We start from the raw sequence: 22,768 nt of genomic DNA, 5'->3' as shown, positions 1-22,768 counted from the left end.
TTTTACAAACGCAGGTATTTTTGGCACACTCGGCGCCTGGAGAAAAGGAGCGGCATGCAGAACAATCACGCAACAGACACCATCATCACGCGCGCGGCGCTGCCTGGCGATGTGGCAGCCATGCTGGCCTGCGACGCCTACGCGCAGGCGCACGCCAGCCGGGGCGATGCCGTACGCGCCGCCGTCGGCAAAGGTCAATGCCAGGTGGCCATCCGGGCCGGCCAGGTGGCCGGCTATGTCCTCACGCACGACGACTTCTTCGGCTACGGTTTTGTCTCGCTGGTGGTGGTCGCTGCCGGCCAGCAGCGGCGCGGCGTGGGTTTGCGCCTGCTGGCAGCCGCCGCAGACGCGTGCCGGACAGGGAAAATTTTCACGTCGACGAACCAGTCCAACCTGGCCGCGCAACAGCTGTTCGCCAGCGCGGGCTTCGTGCGCAGCGGCCAGATCGACCATCTCGACGAGGGAGACCCGGAACTCGTGTATGTCAAATTCCTGCCTTAGGCCAGTCTCCTCCCGACGGTGTATGGCGCGGCGCGCCAAAGGCGGCTATGCTGGCGCCACTCTCAATAAGGGCAGCATACATATATGGATTATCTGAGCCTCAAGCATTTCCACATGGCTTGCGCCGCCGCCAGCGGCTTGCTTTTCCTCTTGCGCGGCGCCTGGATGCTGCGCGCCTCGCCCGCCTTGCAGCAGCGCTGGGTAAAAATCCTGCCGCACCTGGTCGACACGGCCCTGCTGGCCAGCGCCATCACCCTGGCCATCTGGAGCGGCCAGTCGCCGGGCAGCCAGCCCTGGCTGGCCGCCAAGCTGTGCGCACTGGTGGCCTACATCGTGCTGGGCACCATCGCGCTAAAACGCGGCAAGACGCCAGCCGTGCGCGGCGCCGCCTTCTTGGGCGCCGTGCTGGTCTTCGCCTACATCGTCGCCGTAGCCGTGACCAAACAGGCCTGGCCGCTCTGATGCAGCAAAAAATGTAGCGCAGGGTCGCGCCTGCAGTACAGAGTGACGCGTGCGCGGCGCGACCTGCAGGTGCTTATTTGGCGCGGTTTCTTTCCTGAATTTCCTTGCCAAGGGCGTCCTGTAGCCACCATTCACGCACCTCGAGCGCCTTGTTCTCGATGCTGGCATTGGCCAGCAAGGGATTTTTCTTCAGGTAAGCGATATCTTCCTCGAAATTGTCGTATATCGAAGCCACTTGCAGGAAACGGTTGGCATCCAGACGTCCCAGGTAGGTGACCTTGCCAGCAACGACGTCAAACTCGATCGGCTTCGGCGACGATTCGGAGTACCTGGACCTGAATCCATAGTCAAGCAGCCAGATGATGACGCTGTAGCGTCCCGGCGTCAGCTGCAGCGCAAAGGTGCTGCCCTTGCCCGTAGGCACTTTTGGCAAGACATTCTGCAAGGCGACCTGGCCGGCGGGAGCATGGCTGGATAACCACAGACTTTTTCCCTCGAGGGCGGCAGGGTCGCTGCTGACGATGCCGAACCTGGCGCCATGCGCCTCGAAGACGGAGCTCTCGAACACGGTGCCGACGACAACGCCCTTGGCAAGGTCGGGTGTCCTGTAGGTAAACGCAGGCGCGCTATTGCGGCCGGTGACGCAGGCCGACAACAGCGCCGGCAGCAAGACGGCGCACGCCAGCGCGCGCAGCATGGTGGTTCGGACAAACATGGATGATCCTGAATAAAATGAAGAAATGGGTCACAAGTGATGGGCAAAGGGCAAAGGACGGCAAGCGCGCCTGTGCCTGCATGAGTCCAGATAAATATTGCTAATTGGAAATATTTTCAGTGTATCCGCCTGGCCCGAAAATGTCTAGTTGACAAGTAGTCAAAGGACGCCATACGACTTCTGCGGAACGCGGCAAGCTGCACGGTAATGATAGTATTGGCAACTTCATCGACAAGGCAGCCACCGTGGCCGTGCCGCTCCCCTGAAAGGCAACCATGCTTTTATCCGAACTATTGACCAAGCTGACCTGCGGCGACCTGGAAGGCGAGGAACTCGACGACGCCGTCGCCGCCATCACCGAAGCTCCCTCCGCGCCGCGCGACGAGTGGATCGACAGCGATGCGCAAGCCTATGCGGTGGAAATGCTCTCGCAGCTGGCCGGCCATATGGCGTCGAGCGACAAGCTCGATGAACTGCACGAACAGATCCAGGACATGTTCGACGAATTCCCCGACTTCCCGTACGCGCTGCTCAAGGACAGCGGCGGTAGCGCGCTGCCCTATTTCGAGTGGCTGGACACGGAACTGGCGCAGCGCGCCGTGGACGAAGGCGGCTATGAGCTGATCCAGATCGACGGCAATGGCACCGATGAAATGGATGCGCTGGTCGTGTACCGGCGCGATACAAACGACATCATCCAGGCGGCGGCATTGATGGGCGTGACGATAGGACGGCCGCTCACCTACTATCGCGGCATCGAGGCGATGGTGGGCAAGCGGCCGTTCTGAGAAACCACGCCTATTGCATCGGCAAGGTCGCCACATCGACGGCCGGTGCCTGGCCCGTGGCCGGGCGCGTGAAGTTCTGGCCGGTTTTCACGACATCAGCGAAGAAGCCGCCGTTATGCAGATAGAACCTGCCGTTTTCCAGCCCGCCCGCATAATCCATGCGCTGCGCATTGGTGGCCGTGGCGTCGCCGGTGAACCTTCCCGCCGTCACTTCGGACCATGTACCGGAAACGTTCCTGGCCCACTGGTTGCCGAACTGGACGCGGCGCTGCGTGTAGCCGAGGGTGTCGATGAAGTTCTCGAGAAAGGAATGCACGCGCGTCAGATAGGTGGAAATCGCCGGCCGCTTCCAGGTGGCGATGTAGCGCCACTGGCCCGTTTCCGGCGCGAAGAACCAGGCCGAGTAATCGCTGCCGCCCTTGCCGTCGGGCCGCGCGCGCGTGATGAAGCGGTACGTCGTGCCAGCCGCCCAGTTATACGACAGATAGGTCTGCCCGCCCGTGCCCTCGCCGCCGAAGGCATTGTCGATGACGCCCTCGCCCTTGCTGACCAGGGTGGTCTTGGCGCCATTATCGGCATCCCACACGGAGAACAATATCCAGCGCTCGCTCGGTGATTTCACCTGAATACCCATGTAGCCCTGGCCAAAACCATTGGCCATGAAGTAGGAACCGATGGCGTCCTGCCCTTTGGGGATCGTCATCTCGTTATAAAAATACTCGGTATTGGCCGGCACCGTGTAGCCCATGTGCACGGACGGCCCGCGCCGCGACCAGTAGTAATTGGCGGGATCGTTGGCGTACGTTAGCGCGGCGTTCGACGTCACCTTCAGCGCGGAGACGTCGCCGAACGTGGCCTTGGCGCGCGAGATTCCCTGCAAGTCCACCCTCACATAACCGGCCGCCGGCACGTTCACCGTGCCCACGGCATAGGTCTTGCGGGCCTTGCCGGCCAGCTTGACGTCGAACGGCACGCCATTGATCTTCACGCGGATGGTGCTGTTGCCGCCATCGGCCAGACTGGCGTCGAGCGCCACCTGGACGGGACCTGCTTCGGCCACGCGGAAATACGTGCTGGCGACGGCAGCCGGATTGCTCCAGCCGGCCAGGCCATGCTCGCCGATGACGGCGCCCTCCTGCCCGCTGGTGATAAAGGCATTGCCAGCCAGTTCCACGCTGGCGGGCGTCGCGTACGCCACGGGCGCGGCCACGCAAGCGGCAAGTAAGGGCATGGCGGAAAGGACTGCGCAGAGCAATGAATTTGTGTGTTTCATCAACGTCTCCTTAATGGAAAAAACCCGCTACGGCGGCAGGCGCGGTAGCGGGTCGTCAAGGCTTAGTACTTGCCGTCGAGGGCGAAGATCGGCTTGCGCGATTTCCACTGCCCACCCGTGAAGTCCGGGAAGTCCAGGGTCTGGAAGTTGGCGGCGATCGATTGCTCGGACAGCGGCGTGATGGCGCTCCACGTCACGGCATCGTAGATATCGATCGGCATCGGCGCGTTGGCCTTCAGCGCTTCGACAAAGGCGTGGATGACGAAGAAGTCCATGCCGCCGTGGCCCGCGCCTTCCGCTTGCGCCGCGTACTTGCCCCAGAGCGGGTGCTCATACTTGTCCTGGTAGACCTTGAAGTCGTCCCACTGGTGCGGCTTGCTGACGCCTTCGATGTGAATCGAATTGTTCAAATCCATCCACAGGCCGTCCGTGCCTTGCACGCGGAAGCCCAGCGAATATGGACGCGGCAGGCTCGTATCGTGCTGCAGGATGATGGTTTCGCCGTTCTCGCACGCCAGCGTGGTGGTGACCACGTCGCCCAGTTTGAATTTCACCTTGGCGTTCGCGTGCTGCGCGCCGCCCGGCTGCTTGACGATGTAGTCGTGCAAGCCGCGCGCCTTGGTGGCGAAGGCGTTGATGCGCGTAAAACGGTTGCCGCGGTTGATGTTCGTGTACATGGCGCACGGGCCGATGCCGTGGCTTGGATACAGTTCGCCATTGCGCTCGACCGAGTGCTGCGTGCGCCAATGGGCTTCCGACCAGCCCTTCTCGCCGAATTCCACGCCGCCGCCATACGGCTTGGCTGGATTGCCGCTGTTGAATTTGACGGCGCGCAGGTCGTGCTGGTAGCCGCCCTGCAGGTGCAGCAGTTCGCCGAACAGGCCCGCGCGCACCATCTGCAGCGCAGCCATCACATCGCGGCGGTAGCACACGTTTTCCAGCAACATGTAGGGCGTGCCCGTTTTCAGCTGGGTATTGAGGACATCCCAGTGGTCTTGCAGGGTGATGCCGGCCACCACTTCGCAACCGACGGGTATCTTTGCCTGCATGGCGGCGATCGCCATCGGCGCGTGGAATTCCCACGGCGTGGCGATGATCACGCCATCGAGGCCGCCCGCGTCCAGCATGCGCTTGTAGGATTTCTCGTCGCGGTCTTCGCCATACGTGCGCGGACGCGGCTTGCCGGCCTTGGCCACCTGGCCCAGCGCGTGTTTCAGCATGATCGGTTCGATATCGCACAGGGCGACCACTTCCACGTCGTCGCGGCGCACCAGTTCGGCCAGCAGCACCTGGCCGCGCATGCCCGTGCCGATGACGCCCAGGCGGACCTTGTCGCGGCCGGCGGCCGGTGCGGCGTTGGCCTCGCCAGGCAGCAAGGCGCTGCCGGCCATGGCGCCACCGGCCAGCGCGGCGCTGGCGGACAGGAAATTGCGTCGATTGATTTGTGTCGTCATTGGTCTCTTCTCGCTTCCGTTGGTAAGAATCGTCACCGGCCCGCCGCACGGCAGGCCGGTTGCAGTTTAATAGGTGTATTCAGCCGTGAAGCGCACGGAACGCGGCGCCGTGCGTCCATCGACCTGCAGGTAATTGCGGGAGATGGCGCCATGGTCTTCGCGCGTTTCGGTATAGCGGGTGACGGTCTGGCTGTTGAAGACGTTGAACACGTCCACTTTCAGGCTCAGGCCTTTGACGGCGCGGGGAGTATAGGCCACATTCATGTCCAGCTGGGCTTGCCACGGCAGGCGGCCCTGGCTGCCGCGCGGCGCCGGCTTGCCGTTGCAATAGAAATAGGAATCGCCGTAATTGCCCTCGAACTTCAGATTATCGGGCAACGCGCCGATGCAGTTGCGCGGCGCACCCGAGATCAGCGACAGGTTGGCGCCCACCATCACGTCCGGGATGAGCTGCATGAAGCCGTAGGCCTTGAAAGCGTGGCGGTGGTCGCCCGGCAGATAGCCATACGCGTTGTACATCAGCTCCTTGTGGTCGTCGCTGACCGTCAGGCCCACGTCGCCGCCGCCGATGCTGTCCGTCTGGCCTTCCATATTGCCCTTCAGGCCGGACAAGGTGTAGGTCAGCTTGCCGTACCAGCCGTTCGTGTACGGGTGCTCGACGAACATGTTCAAGGCGCGGTAGGTGCGCGATGGCAGCGGGTTGCCCCACTCGGCCGCCGAAATATCCACGCGGCGCAGGCCCTTGCCATCGTCGAAGTCCACCATCAGGCTGTTGTCGCGGCCCGGGTTGATGATGGCGCACTGGAAACCGCTCCAGTTGCCCGTATCGACGCCGTTGCGCGTGGCCCAGGCTTGCAGCGGACGCGCGTCGCAGGTGTCGTCGTTGGTGTCGTTCAGTTTGCGGTACAGGACGCTGGCGCCCACCACCAGCTTCTTGCTCAGGGCGCGTTCGAAGCCGAGCGAGAATTCATCCTGCGACAGCGGTTTCAGGCCAACGGCCGTCACTTCGCGCGCATCGCGGCTCTGGCCATACGCATTGTTGGCCGAATACGGCTTGCTGATCGCATGCAGGCCCGTCGGCGCGCCCGTCACGGGATCAACGCCCGTATAGGTGTACATCTCGCTGGTGGCCAGGAAGGGGCTGGCCATATTGCTCGACAAATTCGATGGCACCGGCAGGTGGTAGCGGCCGCCGTTGGCGAAGAATTTCAGGCTGCCGTCGCCCAGGTAGTCCCAGGTGGCGCCCACGCGCGGGGCGATCATGTTGCGCTGCGAGATAAAAGCCACGCCATCGGTGCTGTAGTTGGTGAACTGCTCGCGGCGCAGGCCCAGGTCCAGCAGTACCCGCTCCGTGACCTGATAGTGATCCTGGATGTACTGCGCCGATTGCACGCTGGTCGGACGCGCCAGGTTGGCGTTCAATTCCTTGCTGACGTAATAGCCATCCTTGCCATAGCCGTTGCCCTGGGCCGGCGTCTCAAAGGCGCCGTTGATCAAGAGCGTCGGATCCTTGACCTTCTCGTACCTCCAGCGGTAGCCGCCGGCCAGGCTCAGGCCCACTTGCGATTCCACGTCGATGCGGTCGATGCCGCCGCGCAGCGAATGCTTGCCCAGCTTGTATTCCAGGTCCAGGCGCTTGGCCTTCTGGCGGTCTGCCGACGACGGGTCGACCAGAGTACCGGTCACCGTTTGCGGATTGGTGTACGTCAGGCCAGGCACCTGGGTCGATGCATTCGATGACGTTTGCGCCAGCAGCGGATTGTAGCCATCCGGCGTGCGGCGGTGCGCAGTCCGCGACTGCCCCATCATGGCCGTCACCGTCAGCTTGTCCGTCAGGTAGCCCGTGTACTTGAAGATGTCGACGTTCGCGCCCGGCGCGGCCGACGAGCCGCAGCAGTTGATGGTGGTCTCGCTGCCGCCGCCAGGCACGTTGTTGCGTTTCAAGGTGGCATAGTCGAAGCCATAGCTCTGGCTATCCGTAGTCGTGCGGTCATACAGCTTGGTGTATTCGAAGTGATGGTCGTCCGTCAGGTTGTAATCGAGCTTGGCCATCATGCGGTCAACCTTGCTCTTGCTCTCGCGCCAGCCGTTCGGCAACACCTTGTTCACCATGTCGTCGCGCGCACCGGCGACGGCGCCGCCGTCCGTGCGCGTCTGTTCCAGCGCCACGAAGGCGAACAGCTTGTTCTCGATCAGCGGCCCGCTGCCATACAAGCCGACGACCTTGCTGGTGCTGCCGTTATCGCGGTTCCAGTACTTCAAGGTGCCATCCGTGCCCGGATTGGCGCCCGTGTTCGGGTAGTACCGGTTTTCCGTAGTCCCCTTCAGCGAACGGGGGATGATGGAAACCTTGCCGCCGAATTCGACCTTGTTGCCGCCGCTCTTGGTCGTGATGTTGATCACGCCGCCCGTGGAACGGCCAAACTCCGAGCCGTAGCCGCCCGACAGCACCTGCAGGTTCGAGATCGCGCCAAACGGCAGTTCCGACGCGCCCACCTGGGTGAGGATGTTCGTGATGGGGAAACCGTTGACGTAGAAGGCGTTTTCCGACTGGCCCGAGCCGCCGATCGATGGCGCATTGCCATACACGCTGTTGGTGCCGCGCGCCACGCCCGGCGTCAGCTGCACGATGGAAGCGACGTCGTTCCCGACCGGCAGCGCTTTCAATTCCTTGGCCGTGAAGATCACACCATTGTTCGTGTTCGACACGTCGATCGGGTTGCGCGACGCCTTCACCACGACGGTTTGCGCCTGGCCCACGGCACCGGCCGCGCTGGCCGGACCGAAGTTCGCTTCCGCACCGGCGCCGATCAGGGCTTCGACTTCCTGCGACGCTTCCACCGAACCGGCACGCAGCACGCGCACCGCATAGCGCCCTGGCGGCATGGAGTTGGCCACATAGCGGCCCGACGTATCGGGCGTCAGGCTGCGCTGCACGCCCGTCGCCAGGTTTTCCAGCACCACGGTGGCGCCGGCCGGCGCGCTTACTTCACCGAAAATGGTGCTGGTGGCGTTCGACTGTGCCCAGGCCTGGCCTGGCACGCCGGCCGCCAGGGCGATCACGATCGCGGCGGCGCGGCTGATGTCGCGCAATTTGAGTCGGGTGGTATGCATGCTGTGTCTCCGTCTATATCGAGGGTTATGCGCGCCCTCCCCGCTCCAGGGCGGAGCCGGGGGATGCAATTTTTATGGTGGTCGTCGGCCGGCGCAGCCAGGCAATTGCGCCTTCCGGGAAATCAGTCCGTATCGGCTGATTTTCGTTTTCTTGGGATTACTTTAAAAAGAAAAATAAGTATCGTCAACAAAAAGAAAGTTATAACGCAAATTTATCGCTAAATTCAGTAAATTTGGGCGTTTTATCTTTCGATTAAACCAGCCATGCGTCATATAACTTTCGCTATCGTGGTGTGACGGATACACACGTAGGTACGGAGATGGCCATGAGCACAGAACCGGCGCCAAAATCTGGGGATATCAACGCGAAAGCAGCCAGGGCAATCGCCTTTCACTTACGTTTATCTTTCGTATTGCACATTTAAGAATATTGTCTTTTCTTTTCGTGGCAATACCCCGGTCCGCCACCATGCCCGCTGGCGGGCCGGGGCATCGTCACGTGTTAAAAGAACTTGTAGCTGGCCGACAGGGCGAACTGACGGCCGAACAGGTCCTGGCTATGGTTGTAGCCTTCCCAGCCGTTCGGGTCGTAGTACGGCTGCTTGTTGAACGCGTTTTTCACGTTCAGGCCCACGTCCAGGTTCTTCATCGGCTTCCAGCTGAAGGCCAGGTTGACCGTCGTGTACGACGGCGCGCCCTTGCACTGGCCGGCCGGCAGCGCCACCGAGGCGGCAGTGCAGTTTTCCGGCGTGTTGTCCTTGTCCCAGGGACCGTAGGCCCAGCGCGTCTTGCCCGAGTAGTTGACGAAGACGCTGCTGACGAAGTTACGGTAGCTCCAGTCGGCATTCACGGTGGCCCGGTAGCGCGGCGAATCGTAGTAGCCGACGGTGTTGCCCTTGATGTCGCTGCCGTCCTCGCTGTCGTGGGTGTCGCGCTTGCGGATGGTGGCGGCGATGCCGGTGCTCAGCTTGCCCCAGTCGCCGAGCGCGAAGCGCGTGCGGGCATCGATGTCCACGCCGTCCATCAGGGTGCGGCCGCGGTTCGAATACGAGTTGATCAAGCCGCCCAGGTTGCCCACCGAGTAGCCAGGCACGCCGCCCGCGCACACGCCAGCGTTGGCGGGATTGGCGCACATGGCCGCCACCGCCGCCACATTGCCCCGGTCCGTGTCCGTCAGGTCGTTGCGGATGGCGCTCGATGTGCCGGCCAGGGTCGGGCCGTACTTGCCCACCAGTTCCGTAAACAGCTCGTTGAAGTCCTGGCGCACGATTTCGTCGCGGCGGTTGATGAACCAGTAATCGATGGAGATGCTCACATCCTTGGCCGGCTGCAGCACCAGGCCCACGGTCGATATCTTCGCCTTTTCCGGACGCAGGTTCTGGTTCGGCGGCGTCAGGCCGCCCACCGTCGTGGAGCAGTTCGAATTGAGCAGGCTCTTGCCCAGGTCCGCATCCGTCGCTATTTTTGACTTCATCAGCGCGCGCGCCATGGCGTTCGTTTCATCGCAGCGCACCGTGTCGCGGATGCCGCCCACCTGCGCAAAGACGCCGCCCGTGCCCGATTCGGCCAGGTTGGGCGCGCGGAAGCCTTCCGAATACGTCCCGCGCAGCATCAGGTCAGGCCGCGCGCGCCAGATCACGCCCAGCTTGGGCGCCAGGTTGGCCGAGAAATGCGGGTATTTGTCCAGGCGTGCGGCCGCATTGACTTCCAGCGTGTCGCTGAGCGGCACCACCACTTCGCCAAACACGGCGGCGATGGTGCGCCGGCCGTCGAACCAGGAACCGCCCTGCTGCGTGATCAGGCCATTGGCCGCATCCGCGTTGCCGGGCGTGAGAAAACTCTCGCGCATCACGTTGGTGCCGACGGCGGCGCGCACTTCGCGCTCGCCCAGCTTGAACAGGGTGCCTTCCACTTTCGCATCCCACGTCATCAGCTTGGTCCACGATTCGATGGCGAAGGTCGGATAGGCGCTGCGTACCAGCGCCGCATTCGCCTCGCTGATTTCGCCGAACTTGTAGGCGGGATTGTCGGCGATATACGTGCGGCCGCTGACGGGGTCTTTCGTGAACGGCCCGAATGCCTGCTCGAAACCCTTGATGTTGATGTTCGCCGTCTGGAACAGGGTCGAATGGCTGCCCGCCACGCTGAGCGCCGTTTCAAAATCCCAGCCGCCGCCGATGCTGCCGCGCAGGCCGACGAGCGCGCGGTAGTTTTCATCGACGTTCTTCTGGCCGAAGTGGCCTTGTGCATCCTGCAGCAGGTAGTTCAAGCCGGCCGCGCCGCCCATCCTGGCCACCATGTCGGCATCGAGCTTGCCTTTCAGGTAGACGTTGTTCGGGCTCAGGAAAGGCGTGGCGAAGGTGTTCAGGGTATTGCCCGTATTGCGCGCGAACCAGTTGTTCGTGCTGCCGCTGTTGAAGCTGGACGGGCCATTTTCGCCGCGCATCTTGATGTGGGTGAAAGCGCCTTCCGCGAACGCTTCCATGTCGCCACCCAGTTTCAGCCTGCCGCTCAGGTAAGCCGTGGCCCGCTCCGAGGTGGGTCCCGTGTCGAGCTGGTTGGGCAGCGCATTCCACACGCAGCGCGTGCCCGACGCTTCGGTGATGCTGTTGTTGCAGCCATTGACGGCGCGCTGGGTGCGCGCATTGTTGTTCGCCTTGTCGAAGACAAAGAAGGTTCCGGGATTCACCGTGCCCGGTTCGCTGCCCACGCCCACGCGCATGTTCGGGATGAAATTGGGATTGTTCGCATAAAAATACGAAGGACGCTTGCGCCAGGTATCGGCCAGCGCAATGCGGTCGCGCTGATAAACGTTCACGGAACCATAGATGTTGTAGCCGTCGCTGGCCAGGTCGCCCAGGCCATACAGCACGCTGGCCTGGCGTTCGCCATACGATTTCACGCTCGGTGAAAACTCGCCATTGGCGCGCGCTTCCAGGCCCTGGTACGACTTTTTGGTGATCACGTTGATGACGCCGGCGACGGCGTCGGAGCCATACACGGCCGACGCGCCATCCGTCAAAATTTCCATGCGCTCGATGGCGGCGGCGGGAATGGCGTCGATATTGACGAACATGGTCTGGAAGCCGGCCGGCGCGCCATAGAACGACAGGCGGCGGCCATTCAAGAGCACCAAGGTGCCCTGCGCGCCGAGGCCGCGCAAGTTCGCTTGCGAGCCGCCATCGGAACCAGTGAACATCGAGCGGAAATCCTGCTGCGCCGGGCGGGCGGCAGGCAGGTTGTCGAGCACTTGCAGCAAGGTGAGCGCGCCCATGTTTTCGATCTGCTTGGCGTTGATCACCTGCACGGGCGACGCCGTCTCCGCGTTGATGCGCTTCAGGCTGGAACCCGTCACTTCCACACGCTGCAGTTTCTCCTCCTCCGCCGCCAGCGCCGTTGAGGCCAACCCTACCGCCACCATGGCGGCCATCAGTTTTTTCAAGTGCATTCTCAACTCCCTTTTATAAGTGATTTGTTTTCGCAAGGCTGCAAGAGCCCCTCCCCGGTCCGAAGAGGGGCTCCTTGTTAGTGAAATGATGAAGTGAAGTGTGTCTAGCGCGGCTTGACGGTCGCGCCTTCCGTGCCGGTCAGCACGGCGTTGGCCCAGTTGCCGCACACCTGGGCCGGGTGGGCGCCGCGTGCGCCCAGGGTGCGCAAACTGAGCTGGCTCAGGCCGCGCACGTCGATTTCGGGTTTGACCACCCCGGGAGCCGTGACCAGGCCGCTGTCATACAGCAGCCGCTCACCGCTCCAGACCTGGAATTGCAAGCCGCCCGCGCCGCGGCAGCTATCGTCCACGCCCAGGTCGGCGCGCAGCACATTCCAGTTGCCCACCAGCTGCAAGTCGATACGGCTGGCAGGCCCCACGCCGAGGCCCTTGCGGAACCACAGCCCGTTCATGCGCATGTCGGCCGCCTTGCCGGCTGGCCGGTCTTTCGCGATAGTCTTCGGCAGCGCCAGGTCCGACAGGTAGCGCTGTACTTCCTCGCCTTCGGCCACGCGGTGTTCGAGCACGCGGAATGCGGACAAGGTGACGGGCGCCACGTCGGTGGCCAGCGCCGCGTCAAACGCGCGCGCCACCGGCCCTGCTTGCGCCGCCGTCACCATCGGGTCCAGGGACGCTGCGCCATCGCCTTCCGGATTTTGCGTGCTCATGACGCGGAAGCGCAGCAAGCGCCCGGCCGTGGCGGGGAAGTTGATCGTCTGCGTGCCTTCCTGCAGCTTGAGGGTGCCGCGCGCAAGCGCCGCGCCCCACTCGCCATTGTTGTCGCCAATGTAGATTTCATAGTCGCGCACCTGGCCATGCTTCCAGTGCTGGTCGTTGCGCGGCGCCAGTTCGATGCCGTCGATCAGGCGCCGTTCCGTAAAGCCGATCACCCATTCGTGCGGCCCGCTTTTCACGGACGGACTGCGCACGGTGCGGAACCACGTCTCCGGCTTGCCATCGAAGGCGTTTTCCAGCGGATAGCCGTTTTCTTCGGCAGGACGCGCCACCACCTGCATGGCGTCGGCCGGCAAGGCGCGGCCCGGCACGGGGGCGGCCGGGAAGTCGGCGTCGACTCTCGCCACGGCCAGCGCGCCGGCGACCTGCAAAGCTAAAGGCTGGCGGATGTCCTGCGCCGCCACTTTCACGTGCAGGGTGCCTTGCCTGTCGGCTGCATCGAAGAACCAGCCTTCGACCGCCCTGTCGTAGGCGGCGCGGTCGCCCGCTGCCGCGATCAGCCGTTCGCCAGCCCGCACGGTGGCCGGCGCCTGGCCCGCCAGCATGCGCAGCGCATAGCCGCGGCGCGCATCCTGGCCTTGGTACTGGCCATCGACGGCGCCGATGTCGACCTGCACGTCGGCACCCGTCTGGCGCATGCGGATGATTTGCTGGCTGAAGGCGCCGCCCTGGTACTGGCGCGTGCTGCCGTCGTCTTCATACAGCGTGTAGTCGGAATCGCCGCGCGGATAGATATCGAGCGTGAGCTGGTCCTTCGGCTTCTGGCCGTCATACAGCATTTCCGGATACATGGGCAGGATGGCGCCGGCGCGCACGAACACGGGCAGTTTATCGAGCGTCACCTGCATGTCCAGGTCGCGTCCTTTCGCGTCCGCCGTGGCCTGGCGGCCATCCCAGTAGTCGTACCACGTGCCCTGCGGCAGGTGGATGCCCTTGCGCCAGCCGCCGCTGACGGCCTGGCTGCGGTAGACGGGCGCCACCAGCACGTCGCGCCCCAGCAGGAATTGATATTTATACGCTTCCGTGTAGGCGGCCGGGTCTTGCGGGTAGTCCCACATCAGGCCGCGCACCAGCGGCGCACCCGATTGCTCCGCTTCGCGCACGAGGGTATACATATAGGGGGTAAGGCGCATCTTCAGCTTCAGATAGCGGCGGTTGATGTCGCGGTACGGCTGCTCGAACCACCACGGATGCTTGCGCTCGGCCGCGGCCCAGCCGGACATGCCCATCAGGACTGGCGTAAAACTCTTCCACTGCAGGTCGCGCAGATAGGTTTCCGGGCTGCCGCCGAAGATGGCGTCCACGTCGCCCGATGCATAGGCCTGGCCGGACAGGCCCGAGCCGATCAGGGTCGGGATGTGCCAGCGGATGTAGTCCCAGCTGGCGCTCTGGTCGCCCGTCCACGCCACGGCGTAGCGCTGGATGCCGGCCCAGCCCATCACCGTCCACAGGAAGGGGCGGCTGTCGGAGTTGTTCAGGATGCCGTCGTAGGCCGACTTGTTCGCATCCATGGCGAACTGGTAGCCCTTGCCCGTCCACGCCACGTCGAGCTTCTGCACGCGGCTGCCCGCCTGGCCCACTTCCCAGGCAATCTTGTCGACGCCATTTTCCGTCCACAATCCCGTGCGAAAACCATAGCCGGCCAGTCCCTTCACCGTTTCCGGCAAATTCGTGTAGCCGCAGCCATAGCCGTCGTTGGGCAAAATCCAGCCGCCAGGCATGTCGTGTTCGCGGTACTGGCGCGCCACGCTTTCCACCACGTCCGGCGTCTTGCCCGTGGGGCCATCGCTCCAGCCCTTGGGCACGGAACCGGGCTTTTTCACGTTGTCGCCATCGTTGTAGCAATCGGCGTCGCCGTATTCCAGCGCCCAGCGGGGCAGCATGCGCGCGCGGCCCGTCAAGTCCGCATAGCGGGCGACGACGTCGCGCAGGTCCTTGCCAACGAAGAAATACGCATCGAAGCGCCCTTCCGCGTGCTGCAGCGAGATCTGCTGCGCATCGCGCAAGTCGTAGTTCCCATCGGACCAGGTATTGCGCAGCATGCCCCATCCGCGTGAACTCATGAGGAATGGCGCGGGATTCGGCCGGTCGCCCTCTTCCCAGCCGCCCGAATACGACACGGGCACCTGCTTGCCCTTGAATTCGAAGCGGCCATTTTGCTGGCCGCCGCCAAAGTAACGCTCGCCCGGCAAGCTCGATAGCACCTGCACGCCCTGCTTGTCGTCGAGCGACAGCGGCTGCACTTCGCGCCACAGCGGCAGCGCGTCGCCCTTGCGCAGCAGGGTAAAGCGCAACGGTTTGCGGTCGATGCGCAGGCTCAGGGCTTCGGTGCTGATCAGGATATGGTCGGGCTGTTCATGGATCTGGTATGCCACCTGCGCGGCCGGCTGGCCCACGACGATGGGCGCGGCCTTGTCGCCCGGCCCCGTCAAGCCCCCTTTTCCGCCGGCCTGGATGCGCAGCACGTCCACCTGCGGCAGGCTGATACGCAGCTGCATGCCAGTATCGCTGCGCAGATCCCAGCCCAGTGCCTCGCCCTTGGCCACGTCGGCCGCGTGCACGGCACTCACGCTGGCCAGGTTGCCGACAGGCGCGGCCTGCACGCTTTGCGTGGACAAGGTGGCAAGGGCGGCGAGGACACAGGCGGCAAGGACGCGGCGGGGAAGCGGGAGAGGTTTCATCTATCGGCTTTCAGAAGTGATTCGATGAAATACTTTAAGAAGAAAAATAAATATCGTCAATCAAAAGAAAGTTAAAGCGGCAATTTATTAATAAAATGCCCAGAATTGGCGCATTTTTCTTACGTTTCACCAAAATGTCACAAAACATACTTTCGTTATCGTGGCATTTCAGCGACAGGCCGCGCCGCCACGGGCTTTTACGCTGCACCGCAGCACGCTTCACCACCTTAAAAACGACATTATTTCGCAAGCCAGCAAACTATTTACTTTCGTTTTACTTTCGTATTTGACTTTTCGAAATTTAGTATTTATGCTTTCTCCAACAAACACTTTACTGAGCTCTCATGACTACCCTTCTTCAGCGTGACATTCAAACCTGGCGCGACATCGGCGGCCTGCACACGGCCGAGGAAATCGCCCACCAGCCAGCCATCTGGCGCGCGCTGGCCGGCATTTTGCGCAAGGAGCAAGCGGCACTGGCCGCCTTCCTCGGCGACGCGCTGTCGAATCCACAACAACGCGTCATTCTGACGGGCGCCGGCAGCTCGGCCTACGTGGGTGAAATCGTCGTCGATACCCTGAATGCGGCCTGGCCCGCGCAGATCCGCGCCATCGCCACCACAACCTTGCTGACGCACCACGAGCTGTACCTGGAAGCGGACGCGCCCACCCTGCTCGTCTCGTTTGCCCGCAGCGGCGACAGCCCGGAAAGCCTGGCGGCCGTGGAACTGCTGCGCCAGGTCGTGCCCGGCGCACGCTTCCTGAACATCACCTGCAACGCGGACGGCAAGCTGGCGCGCCAGGGCGCGAACGACAGCAATACCTATAACCTGCTGATGCCGGAAGGCAGCTGCGACCGCGGCTTCGCCATGACCAGCAGTTTCAGCAGCATGCTGCTGGCCGCCCTGTCGGTACTGGGCAAGGACGTCGATTTGACGCGCCTTGAGACCTTGGCGCAGCTGGGCGAGCAAGCCTTGCGCGACTGGTCGGCGCCCGTGGCGGACCTCGGTTCGACACCGGTGCAGCGCGTCGTCTACCTGGGCAGCGGTCCGCTGGAAGCGCTGGCCAAGGAAGCGGCATTGAAGATCCTGGAATTGACGGGCGGGCGCGTGATGGCGATGGCGAATACGCCGCTGGGTTTCCGCCACGGCCCGAAATCGGCCGTCACCACGGAGTCGCTGGTGATCCTGCTGCGCAGCAGCAAGCCGCTGGCGCGCCAGTACGAAGACGACCTATTGAAAGAACTGCAGCGCGACAGCGTGGCGCAGACCTGCCTGACCGTCGGTATCGGCGGTGACTTATCTGCCGATGCGCCGGCCTGGCCCGACGCCTGGCTGGCCCCGCTGTGGCTGCTGATGGCGCAGCAATATGCGCTGCACCAGTCCGCACTGCTGCAACTGCGCCCCGACAATCCATTCGCCGGCGGCATCGTCAACCGTGTCGTGCAAGGCGTCACCATCTATGGCCATGACCAATTCTAATCCCACCGCCGGCTACCACGGCATCGACATCGGCGGCAGCAAGATGGAGCTGGTCGCCTTCGCCGACCGCGATGGCGCGCTGGCGGAAGTGTTCCGCGAACGGGTGGCCACGCCGGGCGACGATTTTGCCGCCTTCGTGCAAGCCATCGTCGACCTGGTGGCGCGCGGCGACGCGGCACTGGGCACGACGGCACCCGTCGGCATCGGCTTGCCCGGCGTGATCGACAGCGCCAGCGGCCGACAGCTCAGTTCCAACGTGCCGGCCCTGAATGGCCGCCTCGTGGCGCAAAACCTGCAGCAGGCCTTGCAGCGTCCTGTCGCCATCGGCAACGATTGCCAGTGTTTCGCCCTGTCGGAAGCGCAAGGAGGCGCGGCCGACAATGCCGCCAGCATGTTCGGCGCCATTCTCGGCACGGGCGCTGGCGGCGGCTATTGCGTGGGCGGCCAGCTGCTGCGCGGCTTTAACGGCGTGGCCGGCGAATGGGGCCACTGGAGCCTGCCCGCCACCCTGATGGCGCAGCACGGCCTGGCCGATTACCCCTGCCCGTGCGGCAAGGCGGGCTGCCTGGAACGCTATGTCTCCGGCCCCGCCATGCGCAAAATCCACGCCCACTTTGGCGGCGACGGCGCAGAGCCTCTGGCGATCGTGGCGCGCGCCAACATGGGCGACGCCGTGGCCCAGCGCACGGTGGCCGTGCACCTCGATGTGCTGGGCCACGCGCTGGCCGGCCTGGTGCTGGCCTACGACCCGCACGTGATCGTGCTTGGCGGCGGCTTGTCCAAGCTGCCGCACCTGTACGACAAGCTGCCGGCCGCCGTCAAGCGCCATCTGTTCCCCGGCGTGCACGTGCCGCCGATACTGCCGCCCCGCTTTGGCGACGCCGGCGGCGCGCGCGGCGCGGCCCTCCTGATCCGACAACATACGAAGGCGTAACCATGATGAAGCAAGCGGAAAACCCGACTTTTACCCTGTCCCCGATCCAGCAAGTGATCAAGGCGCACCGCCGCGGCGAGCGAGTGGGACTGTACGCCGTCTGCTGCAGCCACCCGAGCGTGCTGCGCGCCGCCATGCGCGTGGCCAGCGAGTACGACACCGTGCTGCTGGTCGAGGCGACGTCGAACCAGGTCGACCAGTTCGGCGGCTACACGGGCATGACCCCGGCCGTTTTCCGCGACACCATGCTGGCACTGGCCCGCGAACAGGGTTTCCCCGCAAGCCGCCTCGTGCTGGGCGGCGACCATCTGGGCCCGAACGCCTGGCAGCACCTCGATGCGGCCACCGCCATGAACCACGCCGAAACCCTGATCGCCGCGTATGCGGCCGCCGGCTTCCATAAAATCCACCTCGATTGCAGCATGCGCTGCGCCGACGACCCGTTGCAGCTCGACGATGAGACCGTGGCCGCCCGTTCGGCGCGCCTGTGCATCGTCGCCGAGGAAGCGGCGGCCGCCGCCGGCTTCGCGCCGCCCGTCTACGTGATCGGCACGGAAGTGCCGATTCCCGGCGGCGAAGCGTCGCTGGCGCAGGCTGGCGCCGTCACCAGTCCGCAGGCCGCGCGCCGCACCCTCGACGTGCACCGCCGCGCGTTTCTGGAAAACGAGCTGCATGGCGCCTGGCGCCGGGTCATCGCCATGGTGGTGCAGCCTGGCGTCGATTTCGACCAGAGCAGCATCCAGCATTACGACGCCGATGCCGCCACCGAGCTGTCGGCCTTTGTCGCCGAGCAGCCTGGCCTCGTGTTCGAAGCCCATTCCACCGACTACCAGCGCGAGTCCGCCCTGCACGCCATGGTGCGCGACCATTTCGCCATCCTGAAAGTGGGTCCTGCCGCCACCTTCGCCCTGCGCGAAGCGCTGTTCGCCCTGTGCCAGATCGAGGAAGAACTGCTGCCGGCGCACGCCACCTCGCAACTGATGCAGGTGCTCGACGACGTGATGGTGGCCAAGCCGAAGAACTGGATCAAGCATTACCTGGGCACGCCGGACGAGCAGCGATTGATGCGCCGCTACGGCTTGAGCGACCGTTGCCGCTATTACTGGGGCGAACCGGAAGTGGCGGCCGCCGTCGCCAAGCTGCTGGCCAACCTGGACACGGTGGCCATTCCGCTGCCGCTGTTGAGCCAGCATTTGCCGGAGCAGTACCTGGCCGTGGTGCAGGGCAGCCTGCCAGTTCAGGCGCCGGCCTTGATCGAGCACAAGATCGGCAGCTTGCTGGCGCAATATGCGCGCGCCTGCAACCGCAATGCGGCAGTCCCCGTCATTGCCGAAGCGGCAATCTGTTAAGCTCGGTATTTTCATTTTTTACTGAGCCCGCCACCATGCGAAATACCAGCCAACGCCGTGAATCCATCCTCCAAATGCTTGCCCAGCAGGGCTCGGTGCAGGTGACCGATCTGGTGGAAAAGCTCGGCGTGTCCGCGGTCACCATCCGCAGCGACTTGAATGCGCTGGAAGCGCAAGGCATGGCCACGCGCAGCCACGGCGGCGCGACCCTCACGCGCACGCCGCCGCCTGAACACACGATACGCCAGAAGGACGCCATCAACCACGAGCAGAAGGAGCGCATCGGCGCCTATGCGGCGCGGCTGGTGGAACCTGGCGACAACATCATCATCGACTCGGGCACCACCACCATCTCGCTGGCGCGCCATTTGCGCGATGCGACCGGCGTGACGGTGGCGACGAATGGCCTGAACATCGCGTGGGAACTGGCCGACGCGCCCGGCGTGGACCTGATCCTGACGGGCGGCCTGCTGCGCAAGCAGTCGCTGTCGATCCAGGGCAGCCAGGCCGAAACCTGTCTGCAGGCCTACAGCTTCGACAAGCTGTTTCTGGGCGTCGACGGTTTCGACCTGCAGTTTGGCGTGACCACCCACCACGAAGCGGAAGCAAGCCTGAACCACAAGATGGTGGAACGGGCCAAGAAAATCATCGTCCTCACGGACGCCTCCAAGTTCGGCCGCGTCAGCCTGCACCGCATCGTGCAGCTGGACCGGGTCGATACCGTCATCACCGATGCCAGCATCAGCCAGGAGTACCGCGAAGGGCTGCAAAAGCTGGGCATCGAACTTTTTATAGCGGAATAACACATGCTGAGCGGCAGAATCCTTACCCCATCTGGCTGGATCACGGGCACCATCACCTTTGACCAGCGCATCGTCCAGATACAAGAAGACCCTGCCGCCGACAGCGCGCTGACCATTTTGCCCGGCTTCATCGACCTGCACGTGCATGGCGCGGCCGGCGTCGACATCATGGAAGGCGGGAACGCGGGCGCCACCGTGGCGCAGGTGCATGCGCGCCATGGCACCACGGCCCTGCTGGGCACCACCCTGACGGCGAAAGAGCCGTCGATCCTGCACGCCCTGCAAGGCCTGGCCGGCGTCATCGCCGAGCGCCCTGCCAACGGCGCGCGCATGCTGGGCGTGCACCTGGAAGGCCCGTTTTTGAATTTGCACCGCCTGGGCGCGCAGCCGCCCGACGTGGTGCAGGCCAGCCTGGCGCTGGTGCAGCGCTTCCACGCCATCGCGCCCATCAAGGTCTTGACCATGGCGCCGGAAATCCCCGGCCACCTGGAACTGATCCCGCAACTGGCGGCGATGGGCATCCGCGTGCAGATCGGCCACAGCGCCGGCACGTATGACGAAGGCGTGGCCGCGCTGAATGCCGGCGTCTCCGGCTTTACCCACCTGTACAACGGCATGACGGGCATGACCCACTACGACCCGGGCATGGTGGGCGCGGCGCTGGCGCATGCCGAATACGCGGAAATCATCCCCGACCTGCAGCACGTGGCCAAGGGCGCCCTGCGCGCGGCCCTGCGCGCCATTCCGCGCCTGTACGGCGTGACGGACGCCACCTCGGCCACCGGCATGCCCGATGGCGAATACGGCCTGGGTACGCAGCGCGTCTACAAATGCCTGGGCTGCGTGCGCCTGGCCACAGGTTCCCTGGCCGGCAGCGTGCTGACCATGGACCAGGCCCTGCGCAATTTCGTCGACCTGGGCCTGGACCTGGCCGACGCCTCGAACCGCTTGTCGCTGTACCCGGCCGACTACCTGGGCGAGTCCGAACGGGGCCGCCTGGCGCCGGGCGCCTGGGCCGATATCGTCGTCCTCGATTCCACACTACAGCCAGTGTCCGTCTTCGTCGAAGGCGCGGCCATCGATCTTTCCACCCGCTAGACCACCTCAACTTACCTCAACCCCGTCCCGGAGTTACCATGCACGACACGTCACACAAGGCCCCCGTGTGGGCCATGCGCTACCTGCTATTTATTGCCGGCATGGGGGGATTGCTGTACGGCATAGACATCGGCATCATCGCCGGCGCCCTGCCCTATCTGGAATCGACGGCCTCGGTGGCCTGGAAACTGACGGCCCAACAGCTGAGCTTTATCGTCGCCGCCGTGCTATTGGGTTCGGTTCTGTCGTCGCTGTTCGCCGGTGCCCTGGCCGATATCATCGGCCGGCGCTGGGTGATGTTCCTGGCCGGCGCCCTGTTCAGCGCCAGCATCCCGCTGATCGCCCTGGCCGACGGCTACACGCCGCTGCTGCTGGGCCGTCTGCTGCAAGGCATCAGCGGCGGCTTGATCGGCGTCGTCGTGCCCCTGTACCTGGCCGAATGCCTGCCCGCGCAACAGCGTGGACGCGGCGCCGCCCTGTTCCAGCTGCTGCTGACCATCGGCCTGGTGGCCGCCGCCCTGATCGGCCTGCTGCAGGCGCAGACGGTGGAAACGGCCACGCAGGCGGCGCAGGCGTTGCCGGAAGCGGGCCGCATCGCCGCCATCTTCACGGCCAAGGACCAGGCCTGGCGCAGCATCTTCTGGGTCTGTCTGACGCCGGGCCTCGTGTTTACCGTCGGCGCCCTGCTGCTGGCCGAGTCGCCGCGCTGGCTGGCGCAACGGGGCCGCATCGAGCAGGCGCGCCAGTCGCTGCTGCGCACACGCCTGCCCGCCGCCGCCGACATCGAGCTGCGCGAAATGCAGGACACGCCGGAAAATACGGCCAAGGCCAGCGGCAAGGCGAAGGATCCGCTGCTGAGCCGCCGCTACGTGCTGCCTTTCCTGCTCGCTTGCCTGATCCTCGCCTGCACGCAGGCGACGGGCATCAATTCCATCCTCGCCTATGTCGTCAATATTTTGAACCAGGCGGGCCTGTCGGGCGCCTCGGCCAATATGGCCGACGTGCTGCTGAAAGTGCTCAATGCCGTGATGACGGTGGTGGCCGTGCTGCTGGTGGACCGCAAGGGCCGCAAGTTCCTGCTGATGCTGGGCACGGGCGGCATCGTCGTCTCGCTGCTGGCGGCCGGCTTGCTGTTCCGCAGCGCCGAAGCCCACCTGGCCGACGTACGCCCCGCCATCGCCGCCCAGGTACAAGCCGATGCTCTGCGCCTGAACCTCGATGCGGCCGCCTTGACGGCCCTGGGCGCGGCGGCCGACGGCACGCCGCAGCAGCTGACCATCGCCTACGCCTACGGCCCGTTCACGAACGTGAAAAGCCTGCGCAGCGACGATCCCGTGCTGCGCCAGGTGACCATCGCCCGCGACGACGCCGTGCAGCCTGACAGCGTGATCGGCGTGTTCTTCCGCAAGCTGCACCTCAATCCGTTTGCCGACCCGGCCGCCGGGCGCGAGGCGCCGCTGCGCATCGAGAAGGCCAGCCTGGGCCCCGTGCCCTCGTCCACGCACGGCTGGCTGGTGGCGATTGCCATCTGCGTGTTCGTGTCCAGCTTCGCCGTGGGACCGGGCGTGTGCGTGTGGCTGGCCCTGTCCGAGCTGATGCCGACGCGCATCCGCTCGAACGGCATGAGCATCGCCCTGCTGGTGAACCAGTTCGTCTCGACGGTGATCGCCGCCATCTTCCTGCCAACCGTGGGTTTGCACGGCTATTCGACCCTGTTCTTCTTCGGCGCCGGCTGCACAGTGCTGTACTTCCTGGCGGCGGCCTTCCTGCTGCCGGAAACCAAGGGCAAGACGCTGGAGGAAATTGAAGCGCACTTTGCCAAATAAGCCAGAGTAAGCAACTGTAGCAGTCTCCTTTCCAGCCCCGGCCCACCATCCGGGGCTGTTTTTTTGC

The 22,768-nt window shown here is 64.2% G+C and carries 15 protein-coding genes; 9 read left to right on the top strand and 6 right to left on the bottom strand.

The features are described 5' to 3' along the window. The first annotated feature begins 54 nt into the window (after positions 1 to 54). Together P9875_RS14540 and P9875_RS14535 are read left to right on the top strand one after the other, a co-directional pair. A complete protein-coding gene (locus tag P9875_RS14540; protein WP_278315699.1) occupies positions 55 to 501 on the top strand; it encodes a GNAT family N-acetyltransferase in 447 nt (148 codons plus the stop codon). 84 nt (positions 502 to 585) lie between these two features. Then, complete coding sequence (locus P9875_RS14535) at positions 586 to 963, top strand: SirB2 family protein (RefSeq protein WP_278315698.1); 378 nt, start codon at positions 586 to 588, stop codon at positions 961 to 963. A 73-nt stretch (positions 964 to 1,036) separates the two neighbouring features. Here the strand turns inward: P9875_RS14535 and P9875_RS14530 are convergent, their stop codons facing one another. Further along, on the bottom strand, positions 1,037 to 1,678 hold the full coding sequence (locus P9875_RS14530; RefSeq protein WP_278315697.1) for a hypothetical protein: 642 nt from the start codon (positions 1,676 to 1,678) through the stop codon (positions 1,037 to 1,039). Positions 1,679 to 1,953: 275 nt separating this feature from the next. Between P9875_RS14530 and P9875_RS14525 the strand changes: the two genes are divergently transcribed. After that, positions 1,954 to 2,466 carry a hypothetical protein gene (locus tag P9875_RS14525; RefSeq protein WP_152598658.1) on the top strand — a complete coding sequence of 171 codons (513 nt, stop codon included), beginning with the start codon at positions 1,954 to 1,956 and terminating at the stop codon, positions 2,464 to 2,466. 10 nt (positions 2,467 to 2,476) lie between these two features. Here P9875_RS14525 and P9875_RS14520 read toward each other — a convergent pair whose 3' ends face one another. The 5 genes from P9875_RS14520 to P9875_RS14500 form a co-directional block, all read right to left on the bottom strand. Further along, a complete protein-coding gene (locus tag P9875_RS14520; RefSeq protein ID WP_278315696.1) occupies positions 2,477 to 3,697 on the bottom strand; it encodes a DUF3472 domain-containing protein in 1,221 nt (406 codons plus the stop codon). Positions 3,698 to 3,801: 104 nt separating this feature from the next. Beyond that, positions 3,802 to 5,193, bottom strand: a complete 1,392-nt coding sequence (locus P9875_RS14515; RefSeq protein WP_278315695.1) for a Gfo/Idh/MocA family protein — start codon at positions 5,191 to 5,193, stop codon at positions 3,802 to 3,804. A 66-nt stretch (positions 5,194 to 5,259) separates the two neighbouring features. Beyond that, positions 5,260 to 8,307 carry a TonB-dependent receptor gene (locus tag P9875_RS14510; protein WP_278315694.1) on the bottom strand — a complete coding sequence of 1,016 codons (3,048 nt, stop codon included), beginning with the start codon at positions 8,305 to 8,307 and terminating at the stop codon, positions 5,260 to 5,262. A gap of 502 nt (positions 8,308 to 8,809) precedes the next feature. Beyond that, positions 8,810 to 11,755, bottom strand: coding sequence for a TonB-dependent receptor plug domain-containing protein (locus P9875_RS14505; protein WP_278315693.1), 2,946 nt, complete (start codon positions 11,753 to 11,755; stop codon positions 8,810 to 8,812). Positions 11,756 to 11,859: 104 nt separating this feature from the next. After that, on the bottom strand, positions 11,860 to 15,210 hold the full coding sequence (locus tag P9875_RS14500) for a TIM-barrel domain-containing protein (RefSeq protein WP_278315692.1): 3,351 nt from the start codon (positions 15,208 to 15,210) through the stop codon (positions 11,860 to 11,862). Between the two features lie 344 nt (positions 15,211 to 15,554). Here P9875_RS14500 and P9875_RS14495 point away from each other — a divergent pair, with 344 nt between their 5' ends. From P9875_RS14495 to P9875_RS14470, 6 genes are read left to right on the top strand one after another with little or no spacing between them, the layout of a single operon-like run. Next, positions 15,555 to 16,691: an SIS domain-containing protein gene (locus P9875_RS14495; protein ID WP_278315691.1), complete on the top strand. Its 1,137-nt coding sequence runs from the start codon at positions 15,555 to 15,557 to the stop codon at positions 16,689 to 16,691. After that, complete coding sequence (locus P9875_RS14490; protein WP_278315690.1) at positions 16,678 to 17,625, top strand: ROK family protein; 948 nt, start codon at positions 16,678 to 16,680, stop codon at positions 17,623 to 17,625. The genes P9875_RS14495 and P9875_RS14490 overlap by 14 nt, the downstream gene beginning before the upstream one ends. 5 nt (positions 17,626 to 17,630) lie before the next feature. After that, on the top strand, positions 17,631 to 18,974 hold the full coding sequence (locus P9875_RS14485) for a D-tagatose-bisphosphate aldolase, class II, non-catalytic subunit (protein WP_278318834.1): 1,344 nt from the start codon (positions 17,631 to 17,633) through the stop codon (positions 18,972 to 18,974). Positions 18,975 to 19,009: 35 nt separating this feature from the next. Further along, positions 19,010 to 19,777: a DeoR family transcriptional regulator gene (locus tag P9875_RS14480; protein WP_034781637.1), complete on the top strand. Its 768-nt coding sequence runs from the start codon at positions 19,010 to 19,012 to the stop codon at positions 19,775 to 19,777. 3 nt (positions 19,778 to 19,780) lie between these two features. Then, positions 19,781 to 20,875, top strand: a complete 1,095-nt coding sequence (locus P9875_RS14475; RefSeq protein ID WP_278315689.1) for an N-acetylglucosamine-6-phosphate deacetylase — start codon at positions 19,781 to 19,783, stop codon at positions 20,873 to 20,875. Positions 20,876 to 20,913: 38 nt separating this feature from the next. Further along, positions 20,914 to 22,701, top strand: coding sequence for an MFS transporter (locus P9875_RS14470; RefSeq protein WP_278315688.1), 1,788 nt, complete (start codon positions 20,914 to 20,916; stop codon positions 22,699 to 22,701). Positions 22,702 to 22,768 lie beyond the last annotated feature (67 nt).

The sequence above is a fragment of the Janthinobacterium rivuli genome, from assembly GCF_029690045.1.
GTDB lineage: Bacteria > Pseudomonadota > Gammaproteobacteria > Burkholderiales > Burkholderiaceae_D > Janthinobacterium > Janthinobacterium rivuli.
Note: the sequence above shows the minus strand (reverse complement) of the source record. Positions and strands in the feature narration are given on the sequence as shown.